We start from the raw sequence: 24,980 nt of genomic DNA, 5'->3' as shown, positions 1-24,980 counted from the left end.
GCCGCCTTAGTCGGCTACCAGCGTCAACCGCGAGTCGGCGTCCGGCGACAGCGGCACGTTCTCGCGCTGCAGCAACCAGGACGCGATGTTGTGGAACAGGGGCGCCGACGTGGTGCCCGGCTGTCCGTCCGCGGTGCGCTGCGGGTGGTCCATCATGATGCCGACGACGTAGCGCGGGTCGTCGGTGGTGGCGATGCCCGCGAAGGTGATCCAGTAGACGTCGTCGTAGTAGCACCCGCACGCCGGGTTGATCTGCTGTGCGGTGCCGGTCTTTCCGGAGATCTGGTAACCCTCGACGGCGGCCTGCGACCCGGTGCCCTGCTGGACGCCGGTGGGGTCACGTTGCACGGTGGCGCGCAGCATGTGCCGCACGGTCCGTGCGGTCTCCGGCTTCACCACCCGAATGCCCTCGGGGCGGGGCTCGTCGGTGCGGGTGCCGTCGGGGGCGATGGTGCTCTTGACGATGCGCGGCGGGATGCGCACGCCGTCGTTGGCGATGGTCTGGTACATGCCCGCCATCTGCAGCAGGGTCATCGAAAGACCCTGCCCGATGGGCAGGTTGGAGAAGGTGCTGCCGGACCACTGGTCGATCGGCGGGACCAGACCCGCGCTCTCACCGGGCAATCCGACGCCGGTGCGCTGCCCGAGACCGAACTTGCGCACCATGTCGAAGAAGCGTTCCGGGCCGAGCCGCTGCGCGAGCATCAGCGTGCCCACGTTGGAGGACTTACCGAAGATTCCGGTGGTGGTGTACGGCATCGTGCCGTGCTCCCACGCGTCGCCGACGGTGACGCCGCCCATGTGGATCGAACCCGGCACCTGCAGCACCTCGTCGGGATTGGACAGCCCGTACTCGATGACCGACGCGGCCGTGATGACCTTGTTCACCGAACCCGGTTCGTACGGCGACGACACCGCCGGGTTGCCCAGTTGGCGGTCCTCCTGGCGGCCGATGTCCTGGCTCGGGTCGAACGTGTTGTCGTTCGCCATCGCCAGCACCTCAGCGGTTTTCGCGTCGAGGACCACCGCGGAGACGTTCTTGGCGCCGGACAGGTTCTTGGCCTGCTGCACCTGCTGCTGGACGTAGAACTGAATGTCGTCGTCGATGGTCAGCATGACCGTGGAACCGTCGACAGCATCGTGGCGGTTGCGGTAGCTGCCGGGAATGACCACGCCGTCGGAGCCACGGTCGTAGGTGATCGAGCCGTCCGTGCCCGCCAGCACGGCGTCCATCGAATCCTCGAGGCCCAGAAGGCCGTGGCCGTCCCAGTCGATGCCGCCGACGACGTTGGCGGCCAGCGAGCCGCCCGGATACTGACGCAGATCCTGTCGCTCCGAACCGACCTCGGGGAACTTCTTGGTGATCGTCTCGGCGATCGCGGGATCGACGGCGCGTGCGAGGTAGACGAAGGTCTCGTTGCTCTTGAGCTTCTTGAGCACCGTCGCCGAGTCCGGCTTGTTGTTCAGCCGCGACGCCACCTCGGCGGCGATGTCGCGCAGCCTACGGTCGGGTTCGGGCGCCTCGGTGCTCTTGGCCCTGGCCTCTTCGAGTTGCTTGCGGACCTTGACCGGCTGGAAGGTCAGCGCCCGCGCCTCGATGGTGAAGGCGAGCTTGTCGCTGTTGCGGTCGACGATCGAGCCGCGCACGGCCTTGTCGACATCGGTGACCTTGAGCTGGCTCGCCGCCTCGGCCCTCAGTCCCTCGGCACGGGGCACCTGCAGATTGAACAGCTGACCGGCCGCGACGATCAGCACGAGGAAGATCGCCGCGTTCCCGACGCGATGCCGGAACACGAATGACGCGCTGCGCAGGCCGGTTTCGGTGATCGGCGCGCGGGTGCGCCGCGCCTTCGCCGACCGCTCCTGTGAACCCGGCGTCGGCTTCATGCGGGTGTCCGCGGTCTTGCGGGGCCGACGCTCGCCGCGGCTCATGCGGCCGGACCCGCCGGAGGCACGACCGCGGGACTGAACTGTTCGACGTTCGGCACCGGACCCGGCAGCGCCTGCGGGGTCGGGATGTGCGGTGCGCCGACAGGAACCTGGGGCTGTGCCATCGGCGCGGGGGCGGCGGCACCCGGCACCATCGGCGCGGGCAGCGCTCCGGGCACCGGCACCTGTCCCGGAACCGCTTGCGGCGCACCCGGTGTGGGCACACCCGGCGTCGGCATCGTCCGCGTCGGCATCCGCACGGTGACCTCACGGGGGTCGACGACCCGTGGCGCCGGCCGCGCGGGCGGGGGGGGAGGCGGTGGGGTCGCATCGGGCAGCGGCGTGTTCAGCGGAGGCGGCGGTACGCCCTCGGCCGGTTTGGGGGTGCCGACGACGACCCAGTTGCCCGCCGGGTCCTGCACCAGGTGTGCGGTGTCGCGCGAGGGGATCATGCCGAGATCGCGCGCGGCTTCGGCCAAGGCGGGGGCGGCCTGCGCCTCCAGCACGTCGCGCTCGAGCGCTTCTTTCTGTTGCAGCAGAGCCTGATTCGTCTCGCGGGCGCTGCCCAGCTGGTAGGAGCGCTCGGCCGCGTCGGTGGACAGCCACAGCGTCGTGCCCAGGCCGACCCCCAGCGACCCGATGACCAGCACCACGAACGGGACCCTGGCCACCAGCGTGCGCGGGTTGAGCTCCACCGAGGAGAGCTTGACGATGATGCGTTCGCGCAATGGCGGACGGACAACCTTCGGCGCCTTGGCCTTTCGCGCCTTCGCGCGCGCCTTGGCCTGGCTCGCGGTCTTGGGGCGGCCCGGCGCGCCGGTCGGCCGCGGGATGGGGTTGGTCTGGGGCGCCGACCGCAGCGGCCGCTGCTCGCGCGTCGGTTTGCGCCGCGTCTGGGGGTCGGCCGAACGACGCGCGGCACCGCGGGCGGTGCGCCTGCGCTCGTCGTTGCCGCGCACCGCCTTTCCGCGCTTGGCCTGCTTGACCTGCTTGGCCTGCTTGGCGTTCATCGGGCTCCCCCCACCTTCTCCAACGCTCGTAGCCGCACCGGCGCGCTACGCGGGTTCCGTTCGATCTCCTCGGGAGCTGCCCGCTCGGCACCGCGGGTCAGTGCGACGAACTCCGGCTCGTGGCCGGGCAGTTCCACCGGCAGGCCGGGTGGCGTCCGAGACGCCGTCGCCGAGACAAAGGCCGCCTTGACGATGCGATCCTCCAGCGACTGGTAGGCCATCACGACGATGCGGCCGCCGGGAGCGAGCGCCTCGAGAGCCGCGGGCAGCGCGTCGCGCAGCGAGTCCAGCTCGCCGTTGACGGCGATCCGCAGCGCCTGGAACGTGCGCTTCGCCGGATGCCCGCCGGTGCGGCGCGCCGGCGCGGGAATGGCTTGATACAGCAGCTCGACGAGCTCACCCGTGGTGCGGAACGGCTGGCGGGCGCGCCTCCGAACGAGCTGGGCAGCGATCCGGCTGGCGAACCGCTCCTCGCCGAACTCGCGCAGCACCCGGGTCAGCGACTTCTGGTCGTAGGTGTTGATGACATCGGCTGCGGTCAGCTCCGCGTCGGGGTCCATACGCATGTCCAGCGGCGCGTCGGCGGCGTAGGAGAACCCGCGGTCGGTGCGGTCCAACTGCATCGAGGAGACGCCCAGGTCGAACAGGATGCCGTCCACCTGGCTCGCCCAGTAGCCGTCGTCGCCGAGTACGCCGCCGATGCCGTCGTAGCGGGTGCGCACGAGCATCACGCGATCGCCGAACCGCGACAGGCGCTCTCCGGCGATCCACAGTGCGTCGGGGTCGCGGTCGAGGCCGATCAGCCGCAGGCCGGGCAGTTCGGTCAGGAAGCGTTCGGCGTGCCCGCCCGCTCCGAGCGTCGCGTCGACGAGCACCGCACCCTCACCGTCGGGGCTGCGCCGGGTCAGTGCGGGTGTGAGCAACTCGACGCAGCGGTCCAACAGGACGGGGATGTGTCCGTGGTCGCCGCTGCGCCGTTCCATCGCGTTGCCTCCGTCCAACGCCCCTGCACCGAGGTCCCTGTCCGAGAGCGCGGACCTGGCGTCGGGGAAGTACGCCAGGGCCGGTTCGGGCAGAGGCCGCGATGCACGGGCCGGGTGCCGGTTGACCGCCGAATCAGATGATGTCGTGCAGAGCTTCATCGGTGGCCGCGGAGAAGTTCTCTTCGTGGGTCTGCTGGTACTCCTGCCATGCCGTGGAGTCCCAGATTTCCAGGTAGTCGACCGATCCGATGACCACGCAGTCCTTGGACAGGTTCGCGTAGCGACGGTGATCGGCCGACAACGTGATTCGGCCTTGTGCGTCGGGATGCTGTTCGTCGGTGGCGGCGGCCAGGTTCCGCAGGAATGCGCGCGCTTCCGGATTGCTACGCGATGCCTGCGAAGCCCGTCGCGCCAGCTTCTCGAATTCGGCGCGCGGATAGACGGCAAGGCTGTGATCTTGGCTCTTGGTGACCATCAACCCTCCTGCCAGCGCGTCGCGGAACTTGGCGGGCAGCGTGAGCCGCCCCTTGTCGTCGAGCTTCGGCGTGTAGGTGCCGAGAAACATCTCGTCACCTCCAACTGCCCTACCGGTCAACAGAGCCCCGGTCGCTCCGTTGTCCGCCACTTTACCCCACAATCCCCCACCATCCACCATTTGAGCGCCAAAACTTCCGGTGCGTCCCCACGTCACCCCCCTCAGCGGGCCTCTTGGGACGACGAGCGCGGGCGTGCGGGCGGCGGCGCACGACCAAACCGCTGGTCAGCGGCCTACGGGGAGGTGGTGGGGATGAGTGGGGCGGCAGGCGACCCGAGACACGAAAAAGGGGCAGCCCGCGGCGGCGGGCTACCCCTGTGTCGGGTTACGGCCTATTCGTCGAAACGACGACGGAAACGATCCTCCATGCGGCTGGCAAAGGAACCACCCGAGCCCTTGGCACGCTTCTGGCGGGGCCCACCCGGTTCGGCGACCGAATGGTCGCGACCACCCGGGATCCGCGGGCCGGTGATTGCGAACACCACACCGCCGAACATCACGATGAAGCCGAGGACCGACAGCGCCGGGAAACCACTGATCTGGGTGGCGGGGAACGCGACGCCCGAAACCAGCATCGCCAGGCCGAGTACGAAAAGCGCCGCGCCCTGAAGGCGGCGCCGGGTCGAGGGCGCGCGCAAGGTCCCGCCGCGGACACTCGAAGCGAACTTCGGGTCCTCGGCATAGAGCGCGCTCTCGATCTGATCGAGCATGCGCTGCTCATGATCGGAGAGTGGCATTCGTCCCTCCCTCGGAACCCAGGGGCCGCCCGCGGCCTTACTCATCTGTTCAAACTCGTGTGTGCCCGCGTTCACGGGCGTCTAACAGTCATGATACGAGGTCGATCTGAGCCGTACCACCTAGTTCGACGCACGATTGTATGACGTGCGCCGCCGCCTGGGAGGCGCAGGCGCGTCCACTCGATAATGGTTGCAACGACACCGCCCGACACCCGGAGAGGCAGACACAGTTGGCGACATTTCTGATCGATCTGTCGCCGAGCGATATGCAACGCCGGCTCGGTGACGCGCTTGCGGTCTACGTCGACGCGATGCGCTATCCGCGCGGCACCGAGGCCCAGCGGGCGTCGATGTGGCTCGAACACACCCGCAGACCGGGATGGAAGGCCGTCGCGGCGGTGAGCGCCGGCGACGGCGACGATCCGCATGTCGACGACAGGGCGTTGGCCACCGCCCCGATGGTCGGCATCGCCTACGGCTACTGCGGCGCCCCCGACCAGTGGTGGCAGCAGCAGGTGGTGGCCGGGCTGCAGCGGGTGGGCGCGGACCGCACCCACATCGCGACGCTGATGACGAGCTACTTCGAGCTCACCGAACTGCACATCCACCCCCGCGCCCAGGGCCGCGGTCTCGGCGAGGCGCTGGCCCGACGGCTGCTGGCCGGCCGCGAGGAGTCCCACGTGCTGTTGTCGACGCCGGAGATCAACGGTGAGGCCAACCGGGCGTGGCGGCTGTACCGCAGGCTGGGGTTCACCGACGTCATCCGCGGCTACCACTTCGCAGGCGATCCCCGCGCTTTCGCGATCCTGGGCCGGTCGTTGCCGCTGTGAACGGCGCGGTCTGGCACGATGACCACGTGCCGGCCCGCCACCGCAGCAGCAGAACCCGCCTGCTCGCACTCGTGATGCTGATGCTCGTCGTGCTTCCGACCGCCGTCGGTTGTGTCCGGGTGCGGGCCTCGATCACCGTCTCCCCCGACGACCGGGTGTCCGGTCAGATCGTGGCCGCGGCAAAACCGCGCAACGCCGACGACAAGGGCCCGCAGCTGCTGAACAACCTGCCGTTCGCCAACAAGGTGGCGGTCTCGGAGTACAGCCGCGACGACTACGTCGGATCCCAGGCGGTGTTCTCCGACCTCACCTTCGCCGAACTGCCCCAGCTCGCGAACATGAACCGCGACGCCGCAGGCGTCGACCTCTCGCTGCGGCGCGCCGGCGACCTGGTGATCCTCGAGGGTCGCGCGGACCTCACCTCGCTCAGCGATTCGGAGGCCGACGTCTCGGTGACGGTCTCGTTCCCCGGCGAGGTCACCTCGACAAACGGCGATCAGGTGTCCGAGGAGATCGTCGAATGGAAGCTGCGGCCCGGCGTGGTCAGCACCATGAACGCCCAGGCCCGCTACACCGACCCGAGCGCGCGATCGTTCACCGGCGCCGCGATCTGGCTGGGCCTCGGCTCCTTCGTCGTGGCCGCCGTCATCGGCACGCTGGCCTATATGAGCCGCGACCAGTCGCCGAAGGTGGGCGAAGCCCGGGATTGACGGTCGGGGCGCCGGCCGTCCTGACTTGCTCGGACCGCACACGCAGGCTCTACTCTGAACACGGTTCGGGGCAGGGTGGTCGCACAGAGAAAGGGGCGCCCGCTGAGCGTGCATGCCACGGCACCGTCAGCCGTCGAGCTGGCGGGCGCCGTCACCGATCAGCTGCGTAGCTATCTGCAGGAGCGCCGCAGCGAATGCGCCTACATGGGCGACGACTACGCCGAAATGACCGCCGCGCTCGAGGAATTCGTGCTGCGCGGCGGCAAGCGGCTGCGGCCCGCGTTCGCGTACTGGGGCTGGCGGTCGGTCGCCGAGCGACCCGAGAACCCACTGGACCCGGATGTGCTGCGGTTGTGTTCGGCGCTCGAACTGCTGCATGCGTGTGCGCTAGTCCACGACGACGTCATCGACGCCTCGGCGACGCGGCGCGGGCTGCCGACCGTGCACCGATTGTTCACCGAGCGGCACCGCTCGAACGGCTGGCACGGCTCGGCCGAACAGTTCGGCATCTCGTCGGCGATCCTGCTGGGTGACCTGGCGCTGGTGTGGGCCGACGACGTCGTTGCCACGGCCGACCTGTCCCCCGACGCCGCCGCGCGGGTCCGTCGGGTGTGGAGCGCGATCCGCACCGAGGTGCTGGGCGGGCAATACCTCGACATCTTCGCCGAGGCCAGCGGGGCCGACTCGGTGGCGTCCGCGCTGACCGTCAACATCTACAAGACCGCCTCGTACACGATCACCCGCCCGTTGCAGATGGGCGCCGCGGCGGCCGCCGATCGGCCGGACGTGCAGGCGGCCTTCCACGAGTTCGGCACCGACCTCGGCGTGGCGTTCCAGCTGCGCGACGATGTGCTCGGCGTCTTCGGCGACCCCGCGGTCACCGGCAAGCCGTCCGGCGACGACCTGCGGGCCGGCAAGCGCACCGTGCTGTTGGCCGAGGCGGTCGAGCTGGCGGAGAAGGCCGACCCGGTGGCGGCCAAGCTGCTGCGCACCTCGATCGGCTCGACGCTGACCGACGCCCAGGTCAGGGAGCTGTGCCAGGTCATCGAGTCCGTCGGCGCGCTGGCCGCGGTGGAGGACCGTATCGCCGAGCTCACCCGGCGTGCGCTGGCCACCCTCGACGCCGCCGCCATCGACGACCAGGCCAAGGCGGGGCTGTCGGAGCTCACCCGATTGGCCGCGAATCGAACCGCATAGCGATGACCACCTCACCGTCGACGCGGCCGTCGAAAGGCGGTTTCGCCCAGCATGTTTCGCGGTTGGCTTCGTTCGCCACCTCACCACAGGCCCAGCCCGCGCGGCTGGGGTTCGTCGGCGCCCTCCTGATCACCGTCGGTGGATTGGGAGCGGGCAGCACCCGGCTGCATGACCCGCTGCTCGAATCGCTGCACCTGTCGTGGCTGCGGTTCGGCCACGGGCTGGTGGTGTCGTCGATCCTGCTGTGGGGCGGCGTCGCGCTGATGCTGGCGGCGTGGCTGTGGCTGGGCCGCCAGGTGGTCAACCGCACCGCGACCGAGTACACCATGGTGGCCACGACCGGATTCTGGTTGGCGCCTTTACTTCTCAGCGTTCCGCTGTTCAGCCGCGATACCTACTCCTACCTGGCGCAGGGGGCCCTGCTACGCGACGGCCTCGACCCGTACGCCGTCGGCCCCGTCGACAATCCGAACTCGTTGCTGGACGACGTGAGTCCGATCTGGACCACCACCACCGCCCCGTACGGTCCCGCCTTCATCCTGATCGCGAAGTTCGTCACGCTGCTGGTCGGCAACGACGTCGTCGCGGGGACGATGTTGTTGCGGCTGTGCATGCTTCCAGGTCTGGCGCTGCTGATCTGGGCCGCGCCGCGCATCGCCCGCCACATCGGCGCCGACGGTGCGACCGCGCTGTGGATCTGCGTGCTCAACCCGCTGGTGATCATCCATCTCATGGGCGGCGTGCACAACGAGATGTTGATGGTCGGCCTGATGATGGCGGGCATCGCGTTGACGTTCACCGGCCGCCACGTCTGGGGTGTGAGCTTGATCGCCGCCGCCGTGGCGGTGAAAGCGACGGCGGGACTGGCACTTCCGTTCATGGTCTGGGTGTGGGCGCGAGACCTGCGTAGCAGGCGAAGTTTCTCACCGGCCAAGGCGTTCGCGATCGCGACGGTGGGCTCGGCTCTGATCTTCAGCGTGGTCTTCGCGGTGCTGTCGCTCGCGGCCGGCGTGGGGCTGGGCTGGCTCACGGCGTTGGCCGGTTCGGTGAAGATCATCAACTGGCTGACGCTGCCCACCGCGGCGGCGAACCTGATCAATGTCGTCGGCGGCATGTTCCTGCCGGTGAACTTCTACGCGGTGCTCGACGTGGCCCGGATCATCGGCATCGCGCTGATCGCGCTGTCGCTTCCGTTCGTGTGGTGGCGGTTCCGGCACACCGACCGCGAGGCCCTGACCGGTATCGCGGTGGTCATGGTCATCGTGGTGTTGTTGGTGCCGGCCGCCCTGCCCTGGTACTACACCTGGCCGCTGGCGGTGGTGGCCGCACTGGCGCAGAGCCGACGCTCGATCGCGGTGATCGCGGGCCTGTCGACGTGGATCACCGTGATCTGGAAACCCGATGGCGCACACGGGATGTACTCGTGGCCGCACGTGCTGTTGTCCATCGCGTGCGCCGTGGTGGCGTGGTACTCGCTGAGGAACGCGCCGGAGAGCCCGGAGGTCAATGAGCCGGTGGTCAATAAGCCAAAGCCTGGGCCCGGCGCACCACCTCACGGGCCTGATGCGAGTGAAGAGCATCAACCGGCCGGGCATTAGGCAGCGCCTCGGTCGTGCCGTCGCGCCGGATCGACAACGACTCGTCGGGCGTGAAGAGCCAGCGCACGATCTCGGTGTCGTGGTAGCCCCCGTCGCGCAAGACGACGAGCAGCCCGGGCAGGCTCTTGACGACGTGGCCGGTGTCGTCGAAGAAGACCTTCGGGATCACCACCACGCCGTTACGGCGCACGCCGATCAGGTGGCCGTCCCGCAGCTGTTGGTGCACGTTGGTCACCGCGATGCCGAGCATCTCGGCGACAGTGGGTAGGTCGTAGACGTCTTCGGCGGGATCGAGGACGTCGTCGGCGGCCGGAATGCTGCTCACCGCACCGAGTCTAAATCCGATGGCTCCGTAACATGTCTCCGATGGAGGCCTATCCGCGCACGGACCCGCTGCTGGGAACCGTGCTCGACGGCCGATACCGCGTCGACGTCATGATCGCGACCGGCGGCATGTCGGCGGTGTATCGCGGATTGGATCTGCGTCTGGATCGGCCGGTCGCGCTGAAGGTGATGGACACCCGGTACGCGGGCGACGCACAGTTTCTCACCCGCTTCCAGCGCGAGGCCCGTGCCGTGGCGCGGTTGGCCGATCCCGGCCTCGTCGCCGTGTACGACCAGGGCGGTGGCCGGGTGGGCGGCCCGCCCCCGTTCCTGGTGATGGAACTCGTGGAGGGCGGAACCCTGCGCGAGCTGCTGCGCGAGCGTGGGCCGATGCCACCGCACGCCGCCGCGGCGGTGCTCGGCCCGGTCCTCGGCGGGCTGGCCGCTGCGCACCGCGCCGGCCTGGTGCACCGCGACGTCAAACCCGAGAACGTGCTGATCTCCGACGACGGCGACGTCAAGATCGCCGACTTCGGGCTGGTGCGTGCCGTCGCCGAAGCGAAGATCACCTCGACCAGCGTCATCCTGGGCACCGCGGCGTACCTCTCACCCGAACAGGTCAGCACCGGCGACGCGGATCCCCGCAGCGACGTCTACTCGGCGGGCATCCTGACCTTCGAACTGCTCACCGGCCGCACCCCGTTCGCCGGTGACTCGGCCCTCGCGGTGGCCTATCAGCGGATGGACAACGACGTACCGGCGCCGAGTTCGGTGATCTCCGGTGTCCCAGCGCAATTCGACGATCTGGTGCTGCGCGCGACCGCCCGCGATCCGGCCCGGAGGTACGCCGACGCCCGTGAGATGCGAGACGACCTGGACGCGATCGTTGACGAACTCGGGTTGCCGCCGTTCCGGGTGCCCGCCCCGCGCAACTCCGCGCAGCACACCGCGGCCACCATGCGTCCCGCACCGGCGCCGGCGACGGCTCCGCCCGCGCCACGGCAGGCGACCCGCACGCTGCCGCGCGACGACCGCCCGGAGCCCGAGCTCGAATACGAGCCTGTCTCGGGACGGTTCGCTGGAATCGACATCGAGGAGTTCTACTGGGTCAGGCAGCGTGCCCGGCGCGCCCTGTTGTTCTGGGTCGTCGCCGTCATCACGCTCACCGCGCTGATCGCGGCCGGCGCATGGACGGCCGGCAGCAACCTGATGAACCTGATCTAGTTGTACTGTCGGACTTCTCAACGCGGCTCGTCCCTCGCCGCTTGATCGTCGTCCGACTAGTTGTACTGTCGGACTCCTCAACGCGGCTCGTCCCTCGCCGCTTGATCGTCGTCCGACTAGTCGCGCAGCATCTCGGCGACGAGGAACGCAAGCTCGAGGCTCTGCTGCGTGTTCAGCCGCGGGTCGCAGGCCGTCTCGTAGCGCCCGGCCAGATCGGCATCCGAAATGTCCTGTGCCCCACCGAGACACTCGGTGACGTTCTCGCCGGTGATCTCGACGTGGATGCCGCCGGGATGGGTGCCCAGCGCCCGGTGCACCTCGAAGTAACCCTGCACCTCGTCGACGATCCGGTCGAAGTGGCGGGTCTTGTACCCGGTCGACGATTCGTGGGTGTTGCCGTGCATCGGGTCGCACTGCCAGACCACCTGATGCCCGGTGGCCTGAACCTTCTCGATGATCGGCGGCAGCAGATCGCGCACCTTGTTGTTGCCCATGCGGGTGACGAGCGTCAGCCGTCCGGGCTCGTTGTTCGGGTCGAGGCGTTCGACGTACTCGACGGCCAGCTCCGGTGTCATGGTCGGGCCGAGCTTGACGCCGATCGGGTTCGCGATGACCTCCGCGAACGCGATGTGCGCGCCGTCGAGCTGACGGGTGCGCTCACCGATCCACACGTAGTGCGCGGACAGGTCGTAGAGCTTGGAGCCCTGCTCCGTTTCGGAGAGCCGCAGCATCGCCCGCTCGTAGTCGAGCACCAGCGCCTCGTGGCTGGCGTAGATCTCGGCCGTCTCCAGGTTGCGGTTGTCGACGCCGCAGGCGCTCATGAACGTCAGCGCGCGGTCGATCTCACCGGCGAGCGCCTCGTAGCGCGCCCCGGCCGGCGAGGTGCGGACGAACTCGCGGTTCCAGTCGTGGACCAAGTGCAGCGACGCCAGCCCCGAGCCGGTCAGCGCGCGCACCAGGTTCATCGCGGCGCTCGCGTTGGCGTACGCGCGCACCAGCCGCGACGGGTCGTGCTCACGGACCGCGGCGTCGGGCGCGAAGCCGTTGATCATGTCGCCGCGGTAGGACCGCAGCCCCAGCGCGTCGATGTCGGCCGAGCGCGGCTTGGCGTACTGCCCCGCGATGCGGGCCACCTTGACCACCGGCACGCTCGCGCCGTAGGTCAGCACCACGGCCATCTGCAGCAGCGCGCGCAGGTTGGCCCGGATGTGCGGTTCGGTGTTGTTGACGAAGGTCTCGGCGCAGTCGCCGCCCTGCAGCAGGAACGCCTTGCCGCAGGCCACGTCGGCCAGCAGGCCCTTGAGCCGCTCGACCTCGGCGGGCACGGTCACCGGCGGAACGCTCTCCAGCACGGTGCGCATGTTCTTCGCCGCCTCGACGTCCCAGGTCGGCTGCTGCACCGCGGGCTTGGCCAGTGCCGCGTCGAGCCGTTGCCGCAGCTCATCGGGCAGCGGCGGCAACAAGGGCAGCTGTTCGATGGGTACGTCGACGGTCCAGTTCACCCGTTCATGGTAACGGCCCGCGACATGTGCATTTCACCGCTGGCCCGGCGCTTCCCCCGTGGTCATCAGCAGGAACCGCCGCAAATTGTGGCGAGCGTCCACCAGCGCGTCGTGGGCGTCGCGGGGACGCGGCGGCATCCGCGGCGAACCGCGCTCCTCCCAGAACTGGCGCAACTCGCGGGTGAAGCGCGGGATCGCCGGCGGCAGATCGGTCATCGGACCCCACAGCTGACACAGCACGACGTGGTCGTAGGCGCCCACCCAGGCCCACAGCTCGATCGGCTCATCGCCGTCGATGCCGAAGAAGTCCTCCAGCTCCGAGCGGATCTGGCGGCGCGAGCGCCACAGCTGGGACGCCGGCGGCGGAAGCTTCGGCAGCACATGCTTGCGCACCCAGCTGCCGGCCCGCTCGGGATTGAATTCGGTTGACACCGCGTAATATTCGCGACCGTCCTCGGCGGCGACGCCGATTGATATCAGCTCGATGGTGCGCCCGTTGTCGATGAATTCGGTGTCGTAGAAGTAGCGCACTACGCGGGTTCCTTTTCGGGTTCCACCGCGGCCGCCCGGTCCTTCGGAGCGGGTGCGGCGTGGATCTCGCGGTCGAGTTGTTCGTCCACCTTGGCATCGTCGGGAAACTTCGGCATCCCCGCGATGGCGTCCTGCAGCCAGAGCTTGGCCTGCACCACCGGCCTGCGCAGCCAGCGCTCGCGCTCCAGCGCCCGATGCATCTTGCGGGGGCGGTTGGTGTAGCGCCAGCGTGCCCACGGCGCATGCGGCCGCGACAACCGGATCGCGCCGACGAAGAGCAGCGGCGTCACGAACATCCCAACCAGGCCGGTCCACACCTTGCCCTTGAGCAGCACGATCACGGCCAGCATCAGGGTCAGCACAGCAGCCACGATCACCCCCGCCCGTGCGAGCAGCGAGTGGTCGTTGCGCCAGATGTCGATGTCGAAGAACGACAGCGGGTTGAAACCCAGGATCAGCAGGCCTGCGACCGCGACCGCCGCGAAGACCGCATCGACCGAGGTCCTGCCGTCCTCGGCCCAGTAGACGTCCTGGAGATGCAGGATCAGCGCGAACTCGTCGAGCACCAGGGCCGCGCCGACTCCGAAAAAGATTGCCGCCACCGTGAATTCGGGTACTCCCCCGTCAACGCCCAACGTCACCATCGTCACACCGGAGATCATGACCAGGACAACGCCGATCACCACGTGGTGGATGTGGAGTCCAGCGCCCGGTGCCTTCGAAACAGAGATGTTGCGCGGCTGCCACCACTTGCGGGGTGCGTCGCTGTTGGCGTGGCTGCGGATGTACCGCACGATCGTGCGGGTCACGAAGAACGTCAGGATGAACGCGATCAGGCAGAACACGAGCGGCATCCGCGCGTGCGGGACGCCGAACACGAGGTGTAAGTCCGCGAGCACGCAGAAAACTTACGCCGACCTGCGCGTGTCGCGCCCGGGATACCGGCCGACGCGCCGCGGTGCCCGGATAGTCTGGTCGGTGACATGAGTACGTGGCGGTCGCCCGGCGGGGCTGGTTGGGGGCCAACGCTCGCCTGGCGGCTGTTTCAACTGCTGACCTTGGCCGCGTTGGTCTGGGCGGGCTGGCGTTTGCTCGGCCGGATGCCCTACCGCATCGACGTCGACGTCTACCGGATGGGTGGCCAGGCCTGGCTGGACGGCAGGCCGCTCTACGCCGACGGCGCAATGTTCCACACCAGGGGCGGCCTCGACCTTCCGTTCACCTACCCGCCGCTGGCCGCCGTGGCGTTCGCGCCGTTCGCGCTGCTGTCGCTGGAAGCGGCAAGCGTCGCGATCACGGTGACCACCCTGGTGCTGCTCGTCGTCGCCGTGACAATCGTGCTGCACCGGTGCGACGTCTGGCCCCAGACCACGGTGACCACCGAACCGGCGTGGGTGCGGCAGGCGTGGCTGGCCGCGGTCCTGGTCGCCCCGGCGGTCGTCTATCTGGAACCGATCCGGTCCAATTTCGACTTCGGGCAGATCAACGTCGTGCTGATGACGCTGGTGATCGCCGATTGCGTGCCGCGTCGGACGCCATGGCCGCGGGGCATGCTGCTCGGCCTGGCGATCGCGCTCAAGCTCACCCCCGCGGTGTTCCTGCTGTACTTCGTGCTGCGCCGCGACGTGCGCGCGGTGGTGGTCACGGTCGTGTCGGCGGTCGTCGCCACGCTGATCGGGGTCGCGTTCGCCTGGCGCGACTCCCTCGAGTACTGGACCGAGACGGTACGCAACACCGACCGCATCGGCACGGCGACGTTGAACACCAACCAGAACATCGCCGGGGCGCTGGCCCGCCTGGGGCTCGGCGAGGGCCCCCGGTTCGTGTTGTGGGTGGTGGCGTGCTTCGCCGTGCTGGCCGTCACCGTCTGGGCGGTGCGGCGGGTGCTGAAGGCCGATCAGCCGGTGCTCGCGCTGATCTGCGTGGCGATGTTCGGATTGGTGGTCTCGCCGGTGTCGTGGTCGCACCACTGGGTGTGGGCGCTGCCGACGCTTCTTGTCACGGGTCTGGTGGCCTATCGGAAGCGGCACGTGGCGCTGGCCGTGGTGACGGCCGCGGGCTTCGCCTTGATGGTGTGGACGCCGATCACGCTGATGCCCGAGCATCAGGAGACGGCCGCGTCGCTGTGGCGACAGCTGGCCGGGGGTTCCTACGTGTGGTGGGCGATCGCGGTGATCGTGGTCTCCGGCACCGTGGCGGGCACGATCCCCGCGGTGCACAGCAGGCCGGTCGTCGGCGCCGCGCCGGTGCCCGCGGTGAACTAGGCGGCCGGGCTCAGCCGGCGGCTACCTCGGGCATTCGGGCCGACGGCTTTGTCGTGTCGTCGGCTTTACCCTCCTTGATGTCGGCGGCGTAGAGGTCGACGTACTCCTGACCGGACAGCCGCATCAGCTCGTACATCACCTCGTCGATGACCGCGCGCTCGATGAAGCGGTTACCCGCCAGGCCCTCGAACCGGCTGAAGTCCATCGGGGTACCGAACTTCACCTGAACCCGGCCGAAACGCCACATCTTGCTACCCGGCGGGTTGACGACGTCGGTTCCGATCATCGCGACCGGAATGACGGGCATACCGGTCTCCAGCGCCAGCCGGGCGAGGCCCGTCTTGCCCTTGTAAAGCCGGCCGTCCGGCGAGCGGGTGCCCTCGGGGTACATGCCCAGCAGCTTGCCCTCGCCGAGGATGCGGGCCGCGGTGGTCAGCGCGCTTTGCGCGCTGTCGGCGTCGGTGCGGTCGATCGGCACCTGACCGGCGACGGTGTAGAACCAGCGGGTGAACCAGCCCTTCAGGCCGGTGCCGGTGAAGTACTCGGCCTTGGCCAGGAACGTGATCCTGCGGCTGACCACCAAAGGCAAATAAAAGCTGTCCGCGACCGCGAGGTGGTTACTTGCCAAAATCGCCGCGCCGGACGCCGGAACATGTTCCAGCCCTTCGACTTTCGGCCGTCCCAGCAACGACAGCAGGGGTCCCATGAAGATGTACTTGAACAGCCAATACCACATGGGCCCTCCCGGTGATCGAACACCGGCCGGTGTTCTGCGACAACTTTACCCACGCACTGTGGATGCGACCACAGCGCGCAAGACTACTCCTCGACGGTGACCGGGATGTGCTGGTAACGCCCGCTCCCCGACGGCTCGGAGCCGTTCTGGCCCGGATCGCTCGGCGGTGCCGGCGGACCGTCCGGCGGACCTTGCGGCCCCGCCCCGGCGTCCGCCTGTTCGAGAATCGCGCGGACCACCGCGAGCAGCGCGACGCTGTGCTCGGCGATGACGGTCAACAGCGGGTGCGCTTCGCCGGCGGCAAGCGCGGCGAGCGCACACACCGGGCACCACACCTGCTGGCACTTGCCGGCGGTGCCGGTCGTCGCGCGCGCGGCGGCCAAACGCACGGCGGGGTCGAGCTTGTCGAGGATGGCCTGCGCGAGCGCCCGCAACTCCGGGCCGAGGTCGGCGTGCGGCGTCGTCACTTCGGCCACACCTCCGGATTCGGTCGGAACCGCACGGTCAACTCACACCCTCGCAGCTGCGCGTCCAGTACGACGCATCTTCGCAATACGGACGCCAATCGGACACGGCGCCGCAATCCGCCAGCGCCGATGATCAAGTCGTCGTCGACCCGGCCCAGCGTCAACGCCGAGGAATCGACCTGCGGCAACTCTAGCCGCAACCGGTACACCGATTCGAGGCCGGAGCCCGACTCGCGGTCGACGATCGGGCGCAGCGGTCCCGGCGGGGGCGACCCGTCGCGTCGGCGCGCACAGTCGAGCAGCTCACCGAGCGCCTTGGCGCCGATCGGTTCGCCGGCCAGGTGCGGGACCAGCACGAGTTGGACGTCGCCGATGGTCGCGTCGAGCTGGTCGAGGACGGCGCGCTGTTCGGAGATCCGCTCGGTGTACCAGTCGAACGCGGGATGCTCGGGCAGGTTGCGGTATTCGTACGAATCATCTTGTACGAGTAACTGGTTCACGATCAGTTCGGCGACCTGAACGCCCATCAGCGCCAGCGAACCCAGCGTGCGGGCCGCCTCGGCGGCGACGACGCGCTCGGCCGTCATCACCAGGTGGGCGCTGACCTTCGAACCGTCGGTCAGCATCGCGGAGAGCACTTCGGTGCCCGTGCTGATGCGTTCGAACAGCGCGACGACGGCCGCGGTGTGCGGGTCGTCGGCGCCGGTGGACAGCCGCCGATGCCGCGGCCACGCCCGTTCCAGGTACAGACCGAACGTCGCGGGCAGGGTGAGCATGCGCAGCGCGTCGGCGGTCGACGCGCAGTCCACCACGATGCGGTCCCACCGCCCCGAGGCCGCCAATTCGCCGACCTCGTGCAGACCCAGCACCTCCTGGACGCCCGGCAGCGCCGAGAGTTCCTCGGGCGCAACGTTTCCCAATTCGGACTCGGGGAACCGGTCCGACAGCAGCCCGGCGATCTCGCGCCAGCGCGCCTCGAGCAGGGCCAGCGTGTCCAGCGCGAGCGCGTCCAGCGAGCCGCCGCCGGCGTCGGCATCGTCGGTGAACACCCGGGTGGTTTCCCGTGAACCGGTCGGCGTCACGGTGGTGCCGAGCACGTCCCCGATGGAGTGCGCCTGATCGGTCGAGACGATCAATACGCGCAGCCCCGCGCGTGCATCCCGCACGGCGGTCGCCGTCGCTAACGTCGACTTGCCGACTCCGCCTTTACCGACGAACAGGCCGATCTTGGCGACGGGCGGGTCGGTGGCGTTCAGCTCACTCAGCCTCGACTCGTTTCTTGAGATCCTTCAACGCGGTGTCGGTGAGGCGACGTTCGGCCTTCCGCTTCAGCAGCCCGATCATCGGGATGATCAGATCGACCGACAGCTCATAGGTGACGTCAGTTCCTGATCCCTTGGGCGACAGGCGATATGCGCCTTCCAACGACCTCAGCAGCGAGCTCGACACCAGCGACCACGTCACCGACTTGCGGTCGGACGGCCAGACGTAGGACAACACCATGGTGTCCTTGAGCACGGCGGCATCCAGTACCAGCCGGGCGGTCTTCGGATAGCCCTCGGCGTCGGCCTCGAGCACCTCGGTCTCCTTATACTCGGCCACCCAGTCCGGGTAGGAACCGATGTCCGCGATGACGTCCATGACCGTCGAGGGATCGGCATCGATGTAGATGGTCTGCGCCGTTTTGTCCGCCACGTTGAAAATCTACCCTCCCCTGTTGGAACTCACGGCGCGTCCGAGGCCAACGGCGACACACCCACCGGACGCGTGGCCTCCAGCCGCTGCTTCACCTCGAATGCCATGTTCTTACCCGCGACCCGTCGCCGGTGGTTCATCTTCGCCAGATTCATCTTGGCCAGCTGCCAGGCCGCCGCCCCCGCGGGCTCGGCGTGCAGGAAGTAGTGCAGGACGACGCCGTCGAGCACCGGCTCCAGCCACACCTCCATCGTCCCGACGAGCGCCCCGGTGACCGTCCATCGGTGGCCTTTGTCGCCCCGGTCCTCCACGACCGTCAACCGCAGGTCGGGCCACCACCGGCGCCAGCTCGCGGGATCGGCGATGTAGCGGCCGACCTCGGCGGGGTCAGCCGCGACGAACGTGTCGTCCGCGATCTGAATGCTGTTCATGGCATACCAGCTTCACATACGAACCTGGCCCTGATCCCGGCCGACTAGGGTGTATACGGCAAGAGCAGCCGGATCGAGAGGCCAGGATCGTGCGTGAGTTCAGTGTTCCCGCGTCCTTCACGGTGGGCGAGCACGACAATGTCGTCAGCGCCGTGTTCGACCATGAGCGCGACGATCCCGACCACGTGATCTTCCGTCGCCTCGTCGACGGTTCCTGGACCGACGTGACGTGTAAGCAGGCGGCCGAACAGATCCGCGCCACCGCTCTCGGCCTGATCGCCAAGGGGGTGGCCCCGGGCGACCGGGTCGCGCTGCTGTCCGCGACCCGTTATGAGTGGCCCATCCTCGACCTGGCGATCCTGGCCGCCGGTGCGCGCACCGTGCCGATCTACGAGACCAACTCGGCCGAGCAGGTGAAGTTCGTGCTCGGGGACTCCGGTTCGGTTCTGGTGATCGCGGAGACCGACGCGCATGCGGGCAAGATCGAGCACCTCACGGACGAGCTCCCCGCGCTGCGGGAGGTGCTGCGGATCGAGGGCTCGGGCACGCCCGCGCTCGACGAACTCGCCGAGGCGGGTAAGTCGGTCGACCCCAAGCAGCTCGACGAGCGGTTGGCCGCCATCAGGGCCAGCGATCCCGCGACGTTCGTCTACACGTCCGGCACCACCGGTCAGCCGAAGGGATGCCAGCTCACCCATTCGAACCTGGTGTACGAGATCCGCGGCGCGAAGGAGTGTTTCCCGACGCTGCTCGACAAGGGCGAGCGCATGCTGGTGTTCCTGCCGCTGGCACACGTGCTCGCGCGTGCGATCACGCTCGCGGCGTTCACCTTTAAGGTCACCCTCGGCTTCACCAGCGACATCAAGAACCTGGTGCCGACGTTCGGCGTGTTCAAGCCGACGCTCGTGGTGTCGGTCCCGCGTGTGTTCGAGAAGGTCTACAACACTGCCGAGCAGAACGCCCGCAACGACGGTAAGGGCCGCATCTTCGACATCGCGGCCGAGACCGCGATCGAGTGGAGCAAGGCTCAGGACAGCGGCGGCCCAGGCCTGCTGCTGCGGGCCAAGCACGCCGTGTTCGACCGGCTCGTCTACGGCAAGTTGCGGGCGGCGCTGGGCGGTGAGTGCCGCGGCGCGATCTCCGGCGGCGCCCCGCTGGGCGCGCGGCTCGGGCACTTCTACCGCGGCGTCGGCCTGACCATTTACGAGGGCTACGGCCTCACCGAGACCAGCGCCGCGATCACGGTCAACCGGATCGACGACACCAAGGTCGGTTCGGTCGGAAAGCTGTTGCCGGGCAACAGCATGCGCCTCAACGACGACGACGAGCTGCTGGTCAAGGGCGGCGTCGTGTTCGCCGGGTACTGGAACAACGACGCGGAGACCAACGCGGTGTTCTCCGACGGCTGGTTCCACACCGGCGACCTCGGCGCGATCGACGAGGACGGCTTCCTGACCATCATCGGCCGCAAGAAGGAGATCATCGTCACCGCGGGCGGCAAGAACGTCGCTCCGGCGATACTCGAGGACCGGTTGCGCGCACACCCGCTGATCAGCCAGGCGATGGCGGTGGGCGACGCCAAACCGTTCATCGGCGCGCTGATCACGATCGATCTCGAGGCGATCGAGGGGTGGAAGGAACGCAACGGCAAGAGCGCCGGCGCGTCGGTCGGTGACCTGGCGACCGACCCCGACCTGGTCTCGGAGATCGATCTCGCGGTCAAGGAGGCCAACCAGGCGGTGTCGAAGGCCGAGGCGATCCGCAAGTTCCGCATTCTGCCCGTCGACTTCACCGAGGACACCGGCGAGCTGACCCCGACGTTGAAGGTCAAGCGAAAGGTCGTGGCGCAGAAGTTCGCCGACGACATCGAGGCGATCTACACCGGATAGAGCAGGGTCGACAACCGCTTGGCCTGCGTGTGCCACTGCCAGTTGTCGACCACCCAGCGCCTGCCCGCCGCGCCCATCCGGACCGCACGGTCGGGGTCGGCCAGCAGGTCGCCGACGGCCGCCGCGATGGCGCCGACGTCCCAGCCGTCGACCACCACCCCGGTCTCTCCGTCGCGCACGGTTTCGGGCGCCCCTCCCGAGCGTCCGGCCACCACCGGGACACCCGTCGCCGACGCCTCGAGGTAGACGATGCCCAGGCCCTCGACGTCCAGTCCGGCGCCGCGCGTCCGGCACGGCATCGCGAACACGTCGGCCATGGCGTGATGGGCGGGCAGCTCGTCGCCGGGAACGGCGTCGGTGAAGACGACGTGGTCGGCCACGCCAAAGCTGTCCGCCAGCTTGTGCAGGGTGGACCGATAGGGTCCGCCGCCGACGATCACCAGCGCGGCGTCGGGGACGCGTTGCCGGATCGCAGGCATCGCCCGGATCAGCATGTCCTGCCCCTTGCGTGGCACGAGGCGCGACAGACAGACGACGACGGGCCGGTTGCCGAGTCCGTATCGCGCGCGTAGTTGGGCGCGGGCGACCTCGTCGGGGGTGAACCGTTCGGTGTCGACGCCCGGCGGCAGGTGTTCGAGCGCGGCGCGCGGCCCGAACGCCGACGCGAACCGGCGCCGGGTGTACTGGCTGATGTAGGTGACCGCATCCGTACCGGATCCGATGCGCCGCAGCGCGTTTCGGGCCAACGGCAACATCGACCAGCCGACTTCGTGTCCGTGCGTGCTGGCGATCACCCGGCGGGCACCCGCGTCGCGGGCCAGCGGGGCCATCAGCGCCAGCGGCGCCGCGGCACCGAACCAGACCGTCTCCGCGGAGGTCTCCTCGACCAGGCGCCGCATCCGGCCGATCACCGTCGGTTCGGGGAGCATGAGGGTGGTCGGATGCCGCACGACCCGGTACGGGGCGGCGCGGTCGAAGTCGTCGGACCCCTTCCACTTCGGCGCGTACACCGTCAGCGTGTGCTGCCCGTCGGCGACGACGAGGTGGTCGACCAGCTCCTGCAGGTAGGACTGGATGCCACCGCGGCGCGGTGGAAAGTCGTTGGTGACCAACAGAACTCGGCTCACGTCATCGGCTCGCCCACTGCCGCCACTCGGCGAGCACGGCGTCGAGGTCCTTCCCGAGGGCGTCGCGCATCGCCGTCGCGACGTCGGAATGGCCGACTCCGCACGCCCGCCGGTACAGCTCGAGCAGCACGCCTGCGCCGTATCGGTCGGCGATGAAGCGGCTGAACCACCAGGCCCGGTCGTAGGCCTGCGAACGCGCCGGCCCGCCCAGCTCGGCGTCGGTCGGCAGCGTGAGGGTCGAGGGCTCCGGCTTCGGCGTCGCGGGCCGGGCGACGTAGTCCGCCACGCCCTCGGTCAGCCAACGGGGCGCGTCCTGGGCGGTCGCGCCGCGGGACGCGTAGTGGAAAAGCTCGTGGCGCAACACGATTCGCAGTGCGGCATCGCCCAGATCCGCGGCACCGGGTGCGAACGTGATCCGCTCGGCGGTTGTGGTCGCCGCGGTGTGGGCGTCGCCGCCGCCGAGCGACGCGAACTGCGCGTCGGTGCCCGCGACGGCGATCACGACCTCGCGCGGCCAGTCGGGGCCCCAGAACGCGGTGACCGCCTCCGAGGCAGCCTCCATCTCGCCCTCGAGCCGCGACACCAACCCCTCGGTCCGCGGCCCACCCAGATTCATCAACCGGACCACCCGGCCATCGCCGAGCGTGTGCGTGCGCGACGCCGCGGTCGGCGTCGTCAGCGATGCGGGCGTGGGAGGCGTGGCCACCATCGGGCCGGACGGCACCTGAAAGCGACCGATGAGCAGCAGTGCGCAGATCAACTCGGCGAGCAACAGCGCGGCGAGTTTGGACCTGTTCCTCGCGTGCGCGGCACTGCGGCGGTCAGTAACGGCGGACGTTGTAGATCGGCGCATTGTCCACCGGAGCGACTCGCACCGGCGTGCCGTAGGTCGAGGCGTGCACCATCATTCCGTCACCGATGTAGATGCCGACGTGCGACGCATCGGAGTAGTACGTCACCAGGTCGCCCGGCTGCATCTGGTCCCGCGACACCGCCTGCCCGCCGTTGGCCAGGGCCTGGCTGGAGTGCGGCAGCGAGATGCCGGCCTGCTGGAACGACCACATCACCAGTCCGGAGCAGTCGAAGGCGTTGGGGCCGGACCCGCCCCACGAGTACGGCGAGCCGATGCGGCTCAGCGCGGCCTGGATCACGGTCGCGGAATGGCCGCCCACCGGCGGTGCCATGTCGCCCGGCGGGATGGCGCCCGGCGCGGGTGGCGCGGCCAGCACCGCGGGGTCACCGCCGGGCTGCACCGGCGCGGGCGGTGGCACCGGAGGTCCGGGCGGGACGGCCGCCAGCGCCTCGCGCTGATGCGGCGTCAACGCCTCGTACTGCGACTTCACGACCGCCATCTGCACCTGCAGCCGGCTCTGCTTGGACTGCAGGTCGGCCCGCACGGCCGCGGCCTGTTCGGCGGCGGTCTTGGCCTCGGCGGCCGACTTCGCGGAGGCCTCCTCGGCCAGCGCCGCCTGTTTCCCGATCTCGCGGTAGCTCTTCATCTGCGCCGACATCTCGGCGGCCATCACGCGCTGGATGGACAACTGGTCGATGAGGCCCTGCGGTGAGTTCGCGGTCAGGATCGCGTCCAGACCATCGGTCCTGCCGCCCATGTATTGGGCCGCAGCAACCTTGTTGACGGCACCCTGGAAGTTTGCCAGCTGCTGTCGCGCCTTGTGAGCGGCCGCCTGGTCGGCGGCGTGCTTGGCCTCGGCATCGCGCTGGATGGCCAGCTTGTTGTCGAGATCCAGCTGCGCCGAGTGCATCGCCTCAGTGGTCTGCTCGGCCTGTCGCGACAGCTCGTTGAGCTTCGCCAGCGCGTCGTCGGCCGGGTCGGCCTGCACACTGACCGCGAAGAGACCTGCGAAGAAAGTGATACCGACTATCGCGCTGACCAAGGGGTGGAGAAACCCGCGAATGGTTACGCGCGTGCGGTCGAGCCTCAAGATTTTGCGTCCTTCAACATCCGGAACGAAGCCGTGTCGAACTGCCCTTAGGTCTCAGACAGGTTACGAAACGGCATCGGGGTTGTCCAACAGAAGACGCAAATTTAACAGGCAGCTCATATTTCGTTCGGCCGCCCGCCACGCCGCGTGTCGTCAGGCGACACCCGAACTCCCGTCCCGTCGGACCGGTACCAGCCGGAGCCGCGGCGCCAGGCCGACGTCGGCGAGCACCTCCAACGCCCGGCGCTCGTCCTCCAACAAGGTGTCGGGTACGCCCAGCAGAACGCTCACGACGCAGTCCTGACATCCAGGACCGCGAACCGCGCAGTCGTCGCAGTCGATCTTCACCGTGCCCACGAATGGCTCCTCTCGGTCGGTGCGGTCCGCACGCTATCGGCAGGCACCGACAAGTCCAGGCCGCGTGGCAACCCGAGACTGTCGGTGGTGTTTTCTACCGTCGACCCGTGAGCCAGCTCAGCTTCGCCGATGTCGATCGGCAGGCTGACGTCTCGTTGCGCGACACGACGTTCGTCGTCGTCGACCTGGAGACCACGGGGGGACGCGCCAGCGGGGACAACCACGACTCGATCACCGAGATCGGTGCGGTCAAGGTGCGCGGCGGTGTCGTGCTCGGCGAGCTCGCGACGCTGGTCGACCCGGGCCGCAGCATCCCGCCCCAGATCGTGGCGCTGACCGGGATCACCACCGCGATGGTCTGCAACGCGCCCAAGATCGAGGCGGTGCTGCCGGCGTTCCTCGAATTCTCCCGCGGCGCCGTGCTTGTCGCGCACAACGCCGGCTTCGACATCGGGTTCCTGCGGGCCGCCGCCGAACGCGCCCAGATCGCCTGGCCGAAACCGCCGGTGCTGTGCACGGTCAAGCTGGCCCGGCGGGTGCTCACCCGCGACGAGGCGCCGAGCGTCCGGCTCTCCGCGCTGGCCCGGCTGTTCGGCGCCAGCACCACGCCGACGCACCGCGCCCTCGACGACGCCCGCGCCACCGTCGACGTGCTGCACGGGCTCATCGAGCGCGTGGGCAACCAGGGCGTGCACACCTACACCGATCTGCGGGGGTATCTGCCCGACGTCACCCCGGCACAACGGCGCAACCGCCACCTGGCCGCGGCGTTACCCCACCGGCCCGGCGTCTACCTGTTCCGCGGGCCGGGCGCCGAGGTGCTCTACGTCGGGACCGCCGTCAACCTGCGGCGCCGCGTCGGCCAGTACTTCAACGGCTCGGACTCGCGCACCCCGGCCTCCAGGTCGTGTGCGCACTCGACGTGGTCGACCGCCGTGGCGAGCGAGGCCATCTCCTTGAT

General features: G+C 69.0%; 26 protein-coding genes. 8 read left to right on the top strand and 18 right to left on the bottom strand.

Annotated features, from left to right (window positions below; genetic code table 11):
* Window positions 1-6: 6 nt before the first annotated feature.
* From A5752_RS21110 to A5752_RS21090, 5 genes are all read right to left on the bottom strand, one after another.
* Window positions 7-1,932, bottom strand: a complete 1,926-nt coding sequence (locus A5752_RS21110) for a peptidoglycan D,D-transpeptidase FtsI family protein (protein WP_067089713.1) — start codon at window positions 1,930-1,932, stop codon at window positions 7-9.
* The gene (gene ftsL / locus A5752_RS21105) at window positions 1,929-2,939 is read right to left on the bottom strand and encodes a cell division protein FtsL (RefSeq protein WP_067089710.1); all 1,011 of its coding nucleotides are present in this window, start codon (window positions 2,937-2,939) and stop codon (window positions 1,929-1,931) included. The genes A5752_RS21110 and ftsL overlap by 4 nt, the downstream gene beginning before the upstream one ends.
* The gene (gene rsmH, locus A5752_RS21100) at window positions 2,936-4,081 is read right to left on the bottom strand and encodes a 16S rRNA (cytosine(1402)-N(4))-methyltransferase RsmH (RefSeq protein ID WP_082964005.1); all 1,146 of its coding nucleotides are present in this window, start codon (window positions 4,079-4,081) and stop codon (window positions 2,936-2,938) included. Before rsmH ends, ftsL begins: the two co-directional genes overlap by 4 nt.
* Window positions 4,056-4,487, bottom strand: coding sequence for a division/cell wall cluster transcriptional repressor MraZ (mraZ, locus tag A5752_RS21095; protein WP_059098924.1), 432 nt, complete (start codon window positions 4,485-4,487; stop codon window positions 4,056-4,058). The genes rsmH and mraZ overlap by 26 nt, the downstream gene beginning before the upstream one ends.
* Before the next feature lie 302 nt (window positions 4,488-4,789).
* Window positions 4,790-5,194: an SCO2097 family morphological protein gene (locus tag A5752_RS21090; RefSeq protein ID WP_067089778.1), complete on the bottom strand. Its 405-nt coding sequence runs from the start codon at window positions 5,192-5,194 to the stop codon at window positions 4,790-4,792.
* 230 nt (window positions 5,195-5,424) lie between these two features.
* Between A5752_RS21090 and A5752_RS21085 the strand changes: the two genes are divergently transcribed.
* The 4 genes from A5752_RS21085 (at window position 5,425) to A5752_RS21070 (ending at window position 9,529) form a co-directional block, all read left to right on the top strand.
* On the top strand, window positions 5,425-6,024 hold the full coding sequence (locus A5752_RS21085; RefSeq protein ID WP_067089775.1) for a GNAT family N-acetyltransferase: 600 nt from the start codon (window positions 5,425-5,427) through the stop codon (window positions 6,022-6,024).
* Window positions 6,025-6,098: 74 nt separating this feature from the next.
* Window positions 6,099-6,734, top strand: coding sequence for an LppM family (lipo)protein (locus A5752_RS21080; protein ID WP_067089771.1), 636 nt, complete (start codon window positions 6,099-6,101; stop codon window positions 6,732-6,734).
* A gap of 108 nt (window positions 6,735-6,842) precedes the next feature.
* Window positions 6,843-7,931, top strand: a complete 1,089-nt coding sequence (gene idsA2 / locus A5752_RS21075) for a bifunctional (2E,6E)-farnesyl/geranyl diphosphate synthase (protein ID WP_067089705.1) — start codon at window positions 6,843-6,845, stop codon at window positions 7,929-7,931.
* Window positions 7,932-7,933: 2 nt separating this feature from the next.
* The gene (locus A5752_RS21070) at window positions 7,934-9,529 is read left to right on the top strand and encodes an alpha-(1->6)-mannopyranosyltransferase A (RefSeq protein WP_067089702.1); all 1,596 of its coding nucleotides are present in this window, start codon (window positions 7,934-7,936) and stop codon (window positions 9,527-9,529) included.
* On the opposite strand, the gene A5752_RS21065 is transcribed toward A5752_RS21070, so the two are convergent.
* Window positions 9,450-9,854 carry an Rv2175c family DNA-binding protein gene (locus tag A5752_RS21065; protein ID WP_067089700.1) on the bottom strand — a complete coding sequence of 135 codons (405 nt, stop codon included), beginning with the start codon at window positions 9,852-9,854 and terminating at the stop codon, window positions 9,450-9,452. The two genes, A5752_RS21070 and A5752_RS21065, sit on opposite strands and share 80 nt — an antisense overlap.
* 32 nt (window positions 9,855-9,886) lie before the next feature.
* On the opposite strand from A5752_RS21065, the gene A5752_RS21060 reads away from it, so the two are divergent.
* Window positions 9,887-11,077, top strand: a complete 1,191-nt coding sequence (locus tag A5752_RS21060) for a protein kinase domain-containing protein (RefSeq protein ID WP_067089697.1) — start codon at window positions 9,887-9,889, stop codon at window positions 11,075-11,077.
* 116 nt (window positions 11,078-11,193) lie between these two features.
* Here the strand turns inward: A5752_RS21060 and A5752_RS21055 are convergent, their stop codons facing one another.
* Genes A5752_RS21055 through A5752_RS21045 form a run of 3 tightly spaced genes read right to left on the bottom strand, consistent with a single transcriptional unit; the run spans window position 11,194 to window position 13,964 of the window.
* Complete coding sequence (locus A5752_RS21055; protein ID WP_067089694.1) at window positions 11,194-12,579, bottom strand: class II 3-deoxy-7-phosphoheptulonate synthase; 1,386 nt, start codon at window positions 12,577-12,579, stop codon at window positions 11,194-11,196.
* Between the two features lie 33 nt (window positions 12,580-12,612).
* Window positions 12,613-13,110, bottom strand: a complete 498-nt coding sequence (locus A5752_RS21050) for a polyadenylate-specific 3'-exoribonuclease AS (RefSeq protein WP_067089691.1) — start codon at window positions 13,108-13,110, stop codon at window positions 12,613-12,615.
* Complete coding sequence (locus tag A5752_RS21045) at window positions 13,110-13,964, bottom strand: hypothetical protein (RefSeq protein ID WP_156614068.1); 855 nt, start codon at window positions 13,962-13,964, stop codon at window positions 13,110-13,112. Before A5752_RS21045 ends, A5752_RS21050 begins: the two co-directional genes overlap by 1 nt.
* Window positions 13,965-14,093: 129 nt before the next feature.
* On the opposite strand from A5752_RS21045, the gene A5752_RS21040 reads away from it, so the two are divergent.
* A complete protein-coding gene (locus tag A5752_RS21040; protein ID WP_067089686.1) occupies window positions 14,094-15,374 on the top strand; it encodes a glycosyltransferase 87 family protein in 1,281 nt (426 codons plus the stop codon).
* A 10-nt stretch (window positions 15,375-15,384) separates the two neighbouring features.
* Here A5752_RS21040 and A5752_RS21035 read toward each other — a convergent pair whose 3' ends face one another.
* From A5752_RS21035 to A5752_RS21015, 5 genes are all read right to left on the bottom strand, one after another.
* Window positions 15,385-16,110 (bottom strand): lysophospholipid acyltransferase family protein, encoded by a 726-nt coding sequence (locus tag A5752_RS21035; RefSeq protein ID WP_067089683.1) that lies wholly within the window; start codon window positions 16,108-16,110, stop codon window positions 15,385-15,387.
* Window positions 16,111-16,193: 83 nt separating this feature from the next.
* Window positions 16,194-16,577 carry a hypothetical protein gene (locus tag A5752_RS21030; protein WP_067089769.1) on the bottom strand — a complete coding sequence of 128 codons (384 nt, stop codon included), beginning with the start codon at window positions 16,575-16,577 and terminating at the stop codon, window positions 16,194-16,196.
* Window positions 16,574-17,833 (bottom strand): ArsA family ATPase, encoded by a 1,260-nt coding sequence (locus A5752_RS21025; RefSeq protein WP_067089681.1) that lies wholly within the window; start codon window positions 17,831-17,833, stop codon window positions 16,574-16,576. The genes A5752_RS21030 and A5752_RS21025 overlap by 4 nt, the downstream gene beginning before the upstream one ends.
* Window position 17,834: 1 nt before the next feature.
* Window positions 17,835-18,272 (bottom strand): SRPBCC family protein, encoded by a 438-nt coding sequence (locus A5752_RS21020; RefSeq protein WP_067089679.1) that lies wholly within the window; start codon window positions 18,270-18,272, stop codon window positions 17,835-17,837.
* A 29-nt stretch (window positions 18,273-18,301) separates the two neighbouring features.
* Window positions 18,302-18,703 (bottom strand): SRPBCC family protein, encoded by a 402-nt coding sequence (locus A5752_RS21015; RefSeq protein ID WP_067089677.1) that lies wholly within the window; start codon window positions 18,701-18,703, stop codon window positions 18,302-18,304.
* Window positions 18,704-18,792: 89 nt separating this feature from the next.
* Between A5752_RS21015 and A5752_RS21010 the strand changes: the two genes are divergently transcribed.
* Window positions 18,793-20,592, top strand: coding sequence for an AMP-dependent synthetase/ligase (locus tag A5752_RS21010; RefSeq protein WP_067089675.1), 1,800 nt, complete (start codon window positions 18,793-18,795; stop codon window positions 20,590-20,592).
* On the opposite strand, the gene A5752_RS21005 is transcribed toward A5752_RS21010, so the two are convergent.
* The 4 genes from A5752_RS21005 to A5752_RS20990 form a co-directional block, all read right to left on the bottom strand.
* Window positions 20,580-21,719: a glycosyltransferase family 4 protein gene (locus A5752_RS21005; protein WP_067089673.1), complete on the bottom strand. Its 1,140-nt coding sequence runs from the start codon at window positions 21,717-21,719 to the stop codon at window positions 20,580-20,582. The two genes, A5752_RS21010 and A5752_RS21005, sit on opposite strands and share 13 nt — an antisense overlap.
* Before the next feature lies 1 nt (window position 21,720).
* Window positions 21,721-22,572: a basic secretory protein-like protein gene (locus tag A5752_RS21000; RefSeq protein WP_067089670.1), complete on the bottom strand. Its 852-nt coding sequence runs from the start codon at window positions 22,570-22,572 to the stop codon at window positions 21,721-21,723.
* The gene (ripC, locus tag A5752_RS20995; RefSeq protein ID WP_067089667.1) at window positions 22,541-23,662 is read right to left on the bottom strand and encodes a peptidoglycan hydrolase RipC; all 1,122 of its coding nucleotides are present in this window, start codon (window positions 23,660-23,662) and stop codon (window positions 22,541-22,543) included. The genes A5752_RS21000 and ripC overlap by 32 nt, the downstream gene beginning before the upstream one ends.
* A gap of 153 nt (window positions 23,663-23,815) precedes the next feature.
* The gene (locus tag A5752_RS20990) at window positions 23,816-24,019 is read right to left on the bottom strand and encodes a hypothetical protein (protein ID WP_067089664.1); all 204 of its coding nucleotides are present in this window, start codon (window positions 24,017-24,019) and stop codon (window positions 23,816-23,818) included.
* A 107-nt stretch (window positions 24,020-24,126) separates the two neighbouring features.
* Here A5752_RS20990 and A5752_RS20985 point away from each other — a divergent pair.
* On the top strand, window positions 24,127-24,980 hold an 854-nt coding region (locus tag A5752_RS20985; RefSeq protein ID WP_286159397.1), incomplete at its 3' end, for an exonuclease domain-containing protein.

It is taken from the genome of Mycobacterium sp. 852002-51961_SCH5331710 (assembly GCF_001665535.1).
Lineage (GTDB): Bacteria > Actinomycetota > Actinomycetes > Mycobacteriales > Mycobacteriaceae > Mycobacterium.
Note: the sequence above shows the minus strand (reverse complement) of the source record. Positions and strands in the feature narration are given on the sequence as shown.

What these genes read in the sequence shown, in the direction of transcription:
- A5752_RS21040 (WP_067089686.1), top strand. Translation starts at nt 14,094, where the DNA reads ATGAGTACGTGGCGGTCGCCCGGCGGGGCTGGTTGGGGGCCAACGCTC.
- A5752_RS21080 (WP_067089771.1), top strand. Translation starts at nt 6,099, where the DNA reads ATGCTGATGCTCGTCGTGCTTCCGACCGCCGTCGGTTGTGTCCGGGTG.
- ftsL (WP_067089710.1), bottom strand. Translation starts at nt 2,939, where the DNA reads ATGAACGCCAAGCAGGCCAAGCAGGTCAAGCAGGCCAAGCGCGGAAAG.
- A5752_RS21035 (WP_067089683.1), bottom strand. Translation starts at nt 16,110, where the DNA reads ATGTGGTATTGGCTGTTCAAGTACATCTTCATGGGACCCCTGCTGTCG.
- A5752_RS21000 (WP_067089670.1), bottom strand. Translation starts at nt 22,572, where the DNA reads ATGCGCCGATCTACAACGTCCGCCGTTACTGACCGCCGCAGTGCCGCG.
- A5752_RS21110 (WP_067089713.1), bottom strand. Translation starts at nt 1,932, where the DNA reads ATGAGCCGCGGCGAGCGTCGGCCCCGCAAGACCGCGGACACCCGCATG.
- A5752_RS21090 (WP_067089778.1), bottom strand. Translation starts at nt 5,194, where the DNA reads ATGCCACTCTCCGATCATGAGCAGCGCATGCTCGATCAGATCGAGAGC.
- rsmH (WP_082964005.1), bottom strand. Translation starts at nt 4,081, where the DNA reads ATGAAGCTCTGCACGACATCATCTGATTCGGCGGTCAACCGGCACCCG.
- A5752_RS21070 (WP_067089702.1), top strand. Translation starts at nt 7,934, where the DNA reads ATGACCACCTCACCGTCGACGCGGCCGTCGAAAGGCGGTTTCGCCCAG.
- A5752_RS21060 (WP_067089697.1), top strand. Translation starts at nt 9,887, where the DNA reads ATGTCTCCGATGGAGGCCTATCCGCGCACGGACCCGCTGCTGGGAACC.
- A5752_RS21045 (WP_156614068.1), bottom strand. Translation starts at nt 13,964, where the DNA reads ATGCCGCTCGTGTTCTGCCTGATCGCGTTCATCCTGACGTTCTTCGTG.
- A5752_RS21015 (WP_067089677.1), bottom strand. Translation starts at nt 18,703, where the DNA reads ATGAACAGCATTCAGATCGCGGACGACACGTTCGTCGCGGCTGACCCC.
- mraZ (WP_059098924.1), bottom strand. Translation starts at nt 4,487, where the DNA reads ATGTTTCTCGGCACCTACACGCCGAAGCTCGACGACAAGGGGCGGCTC.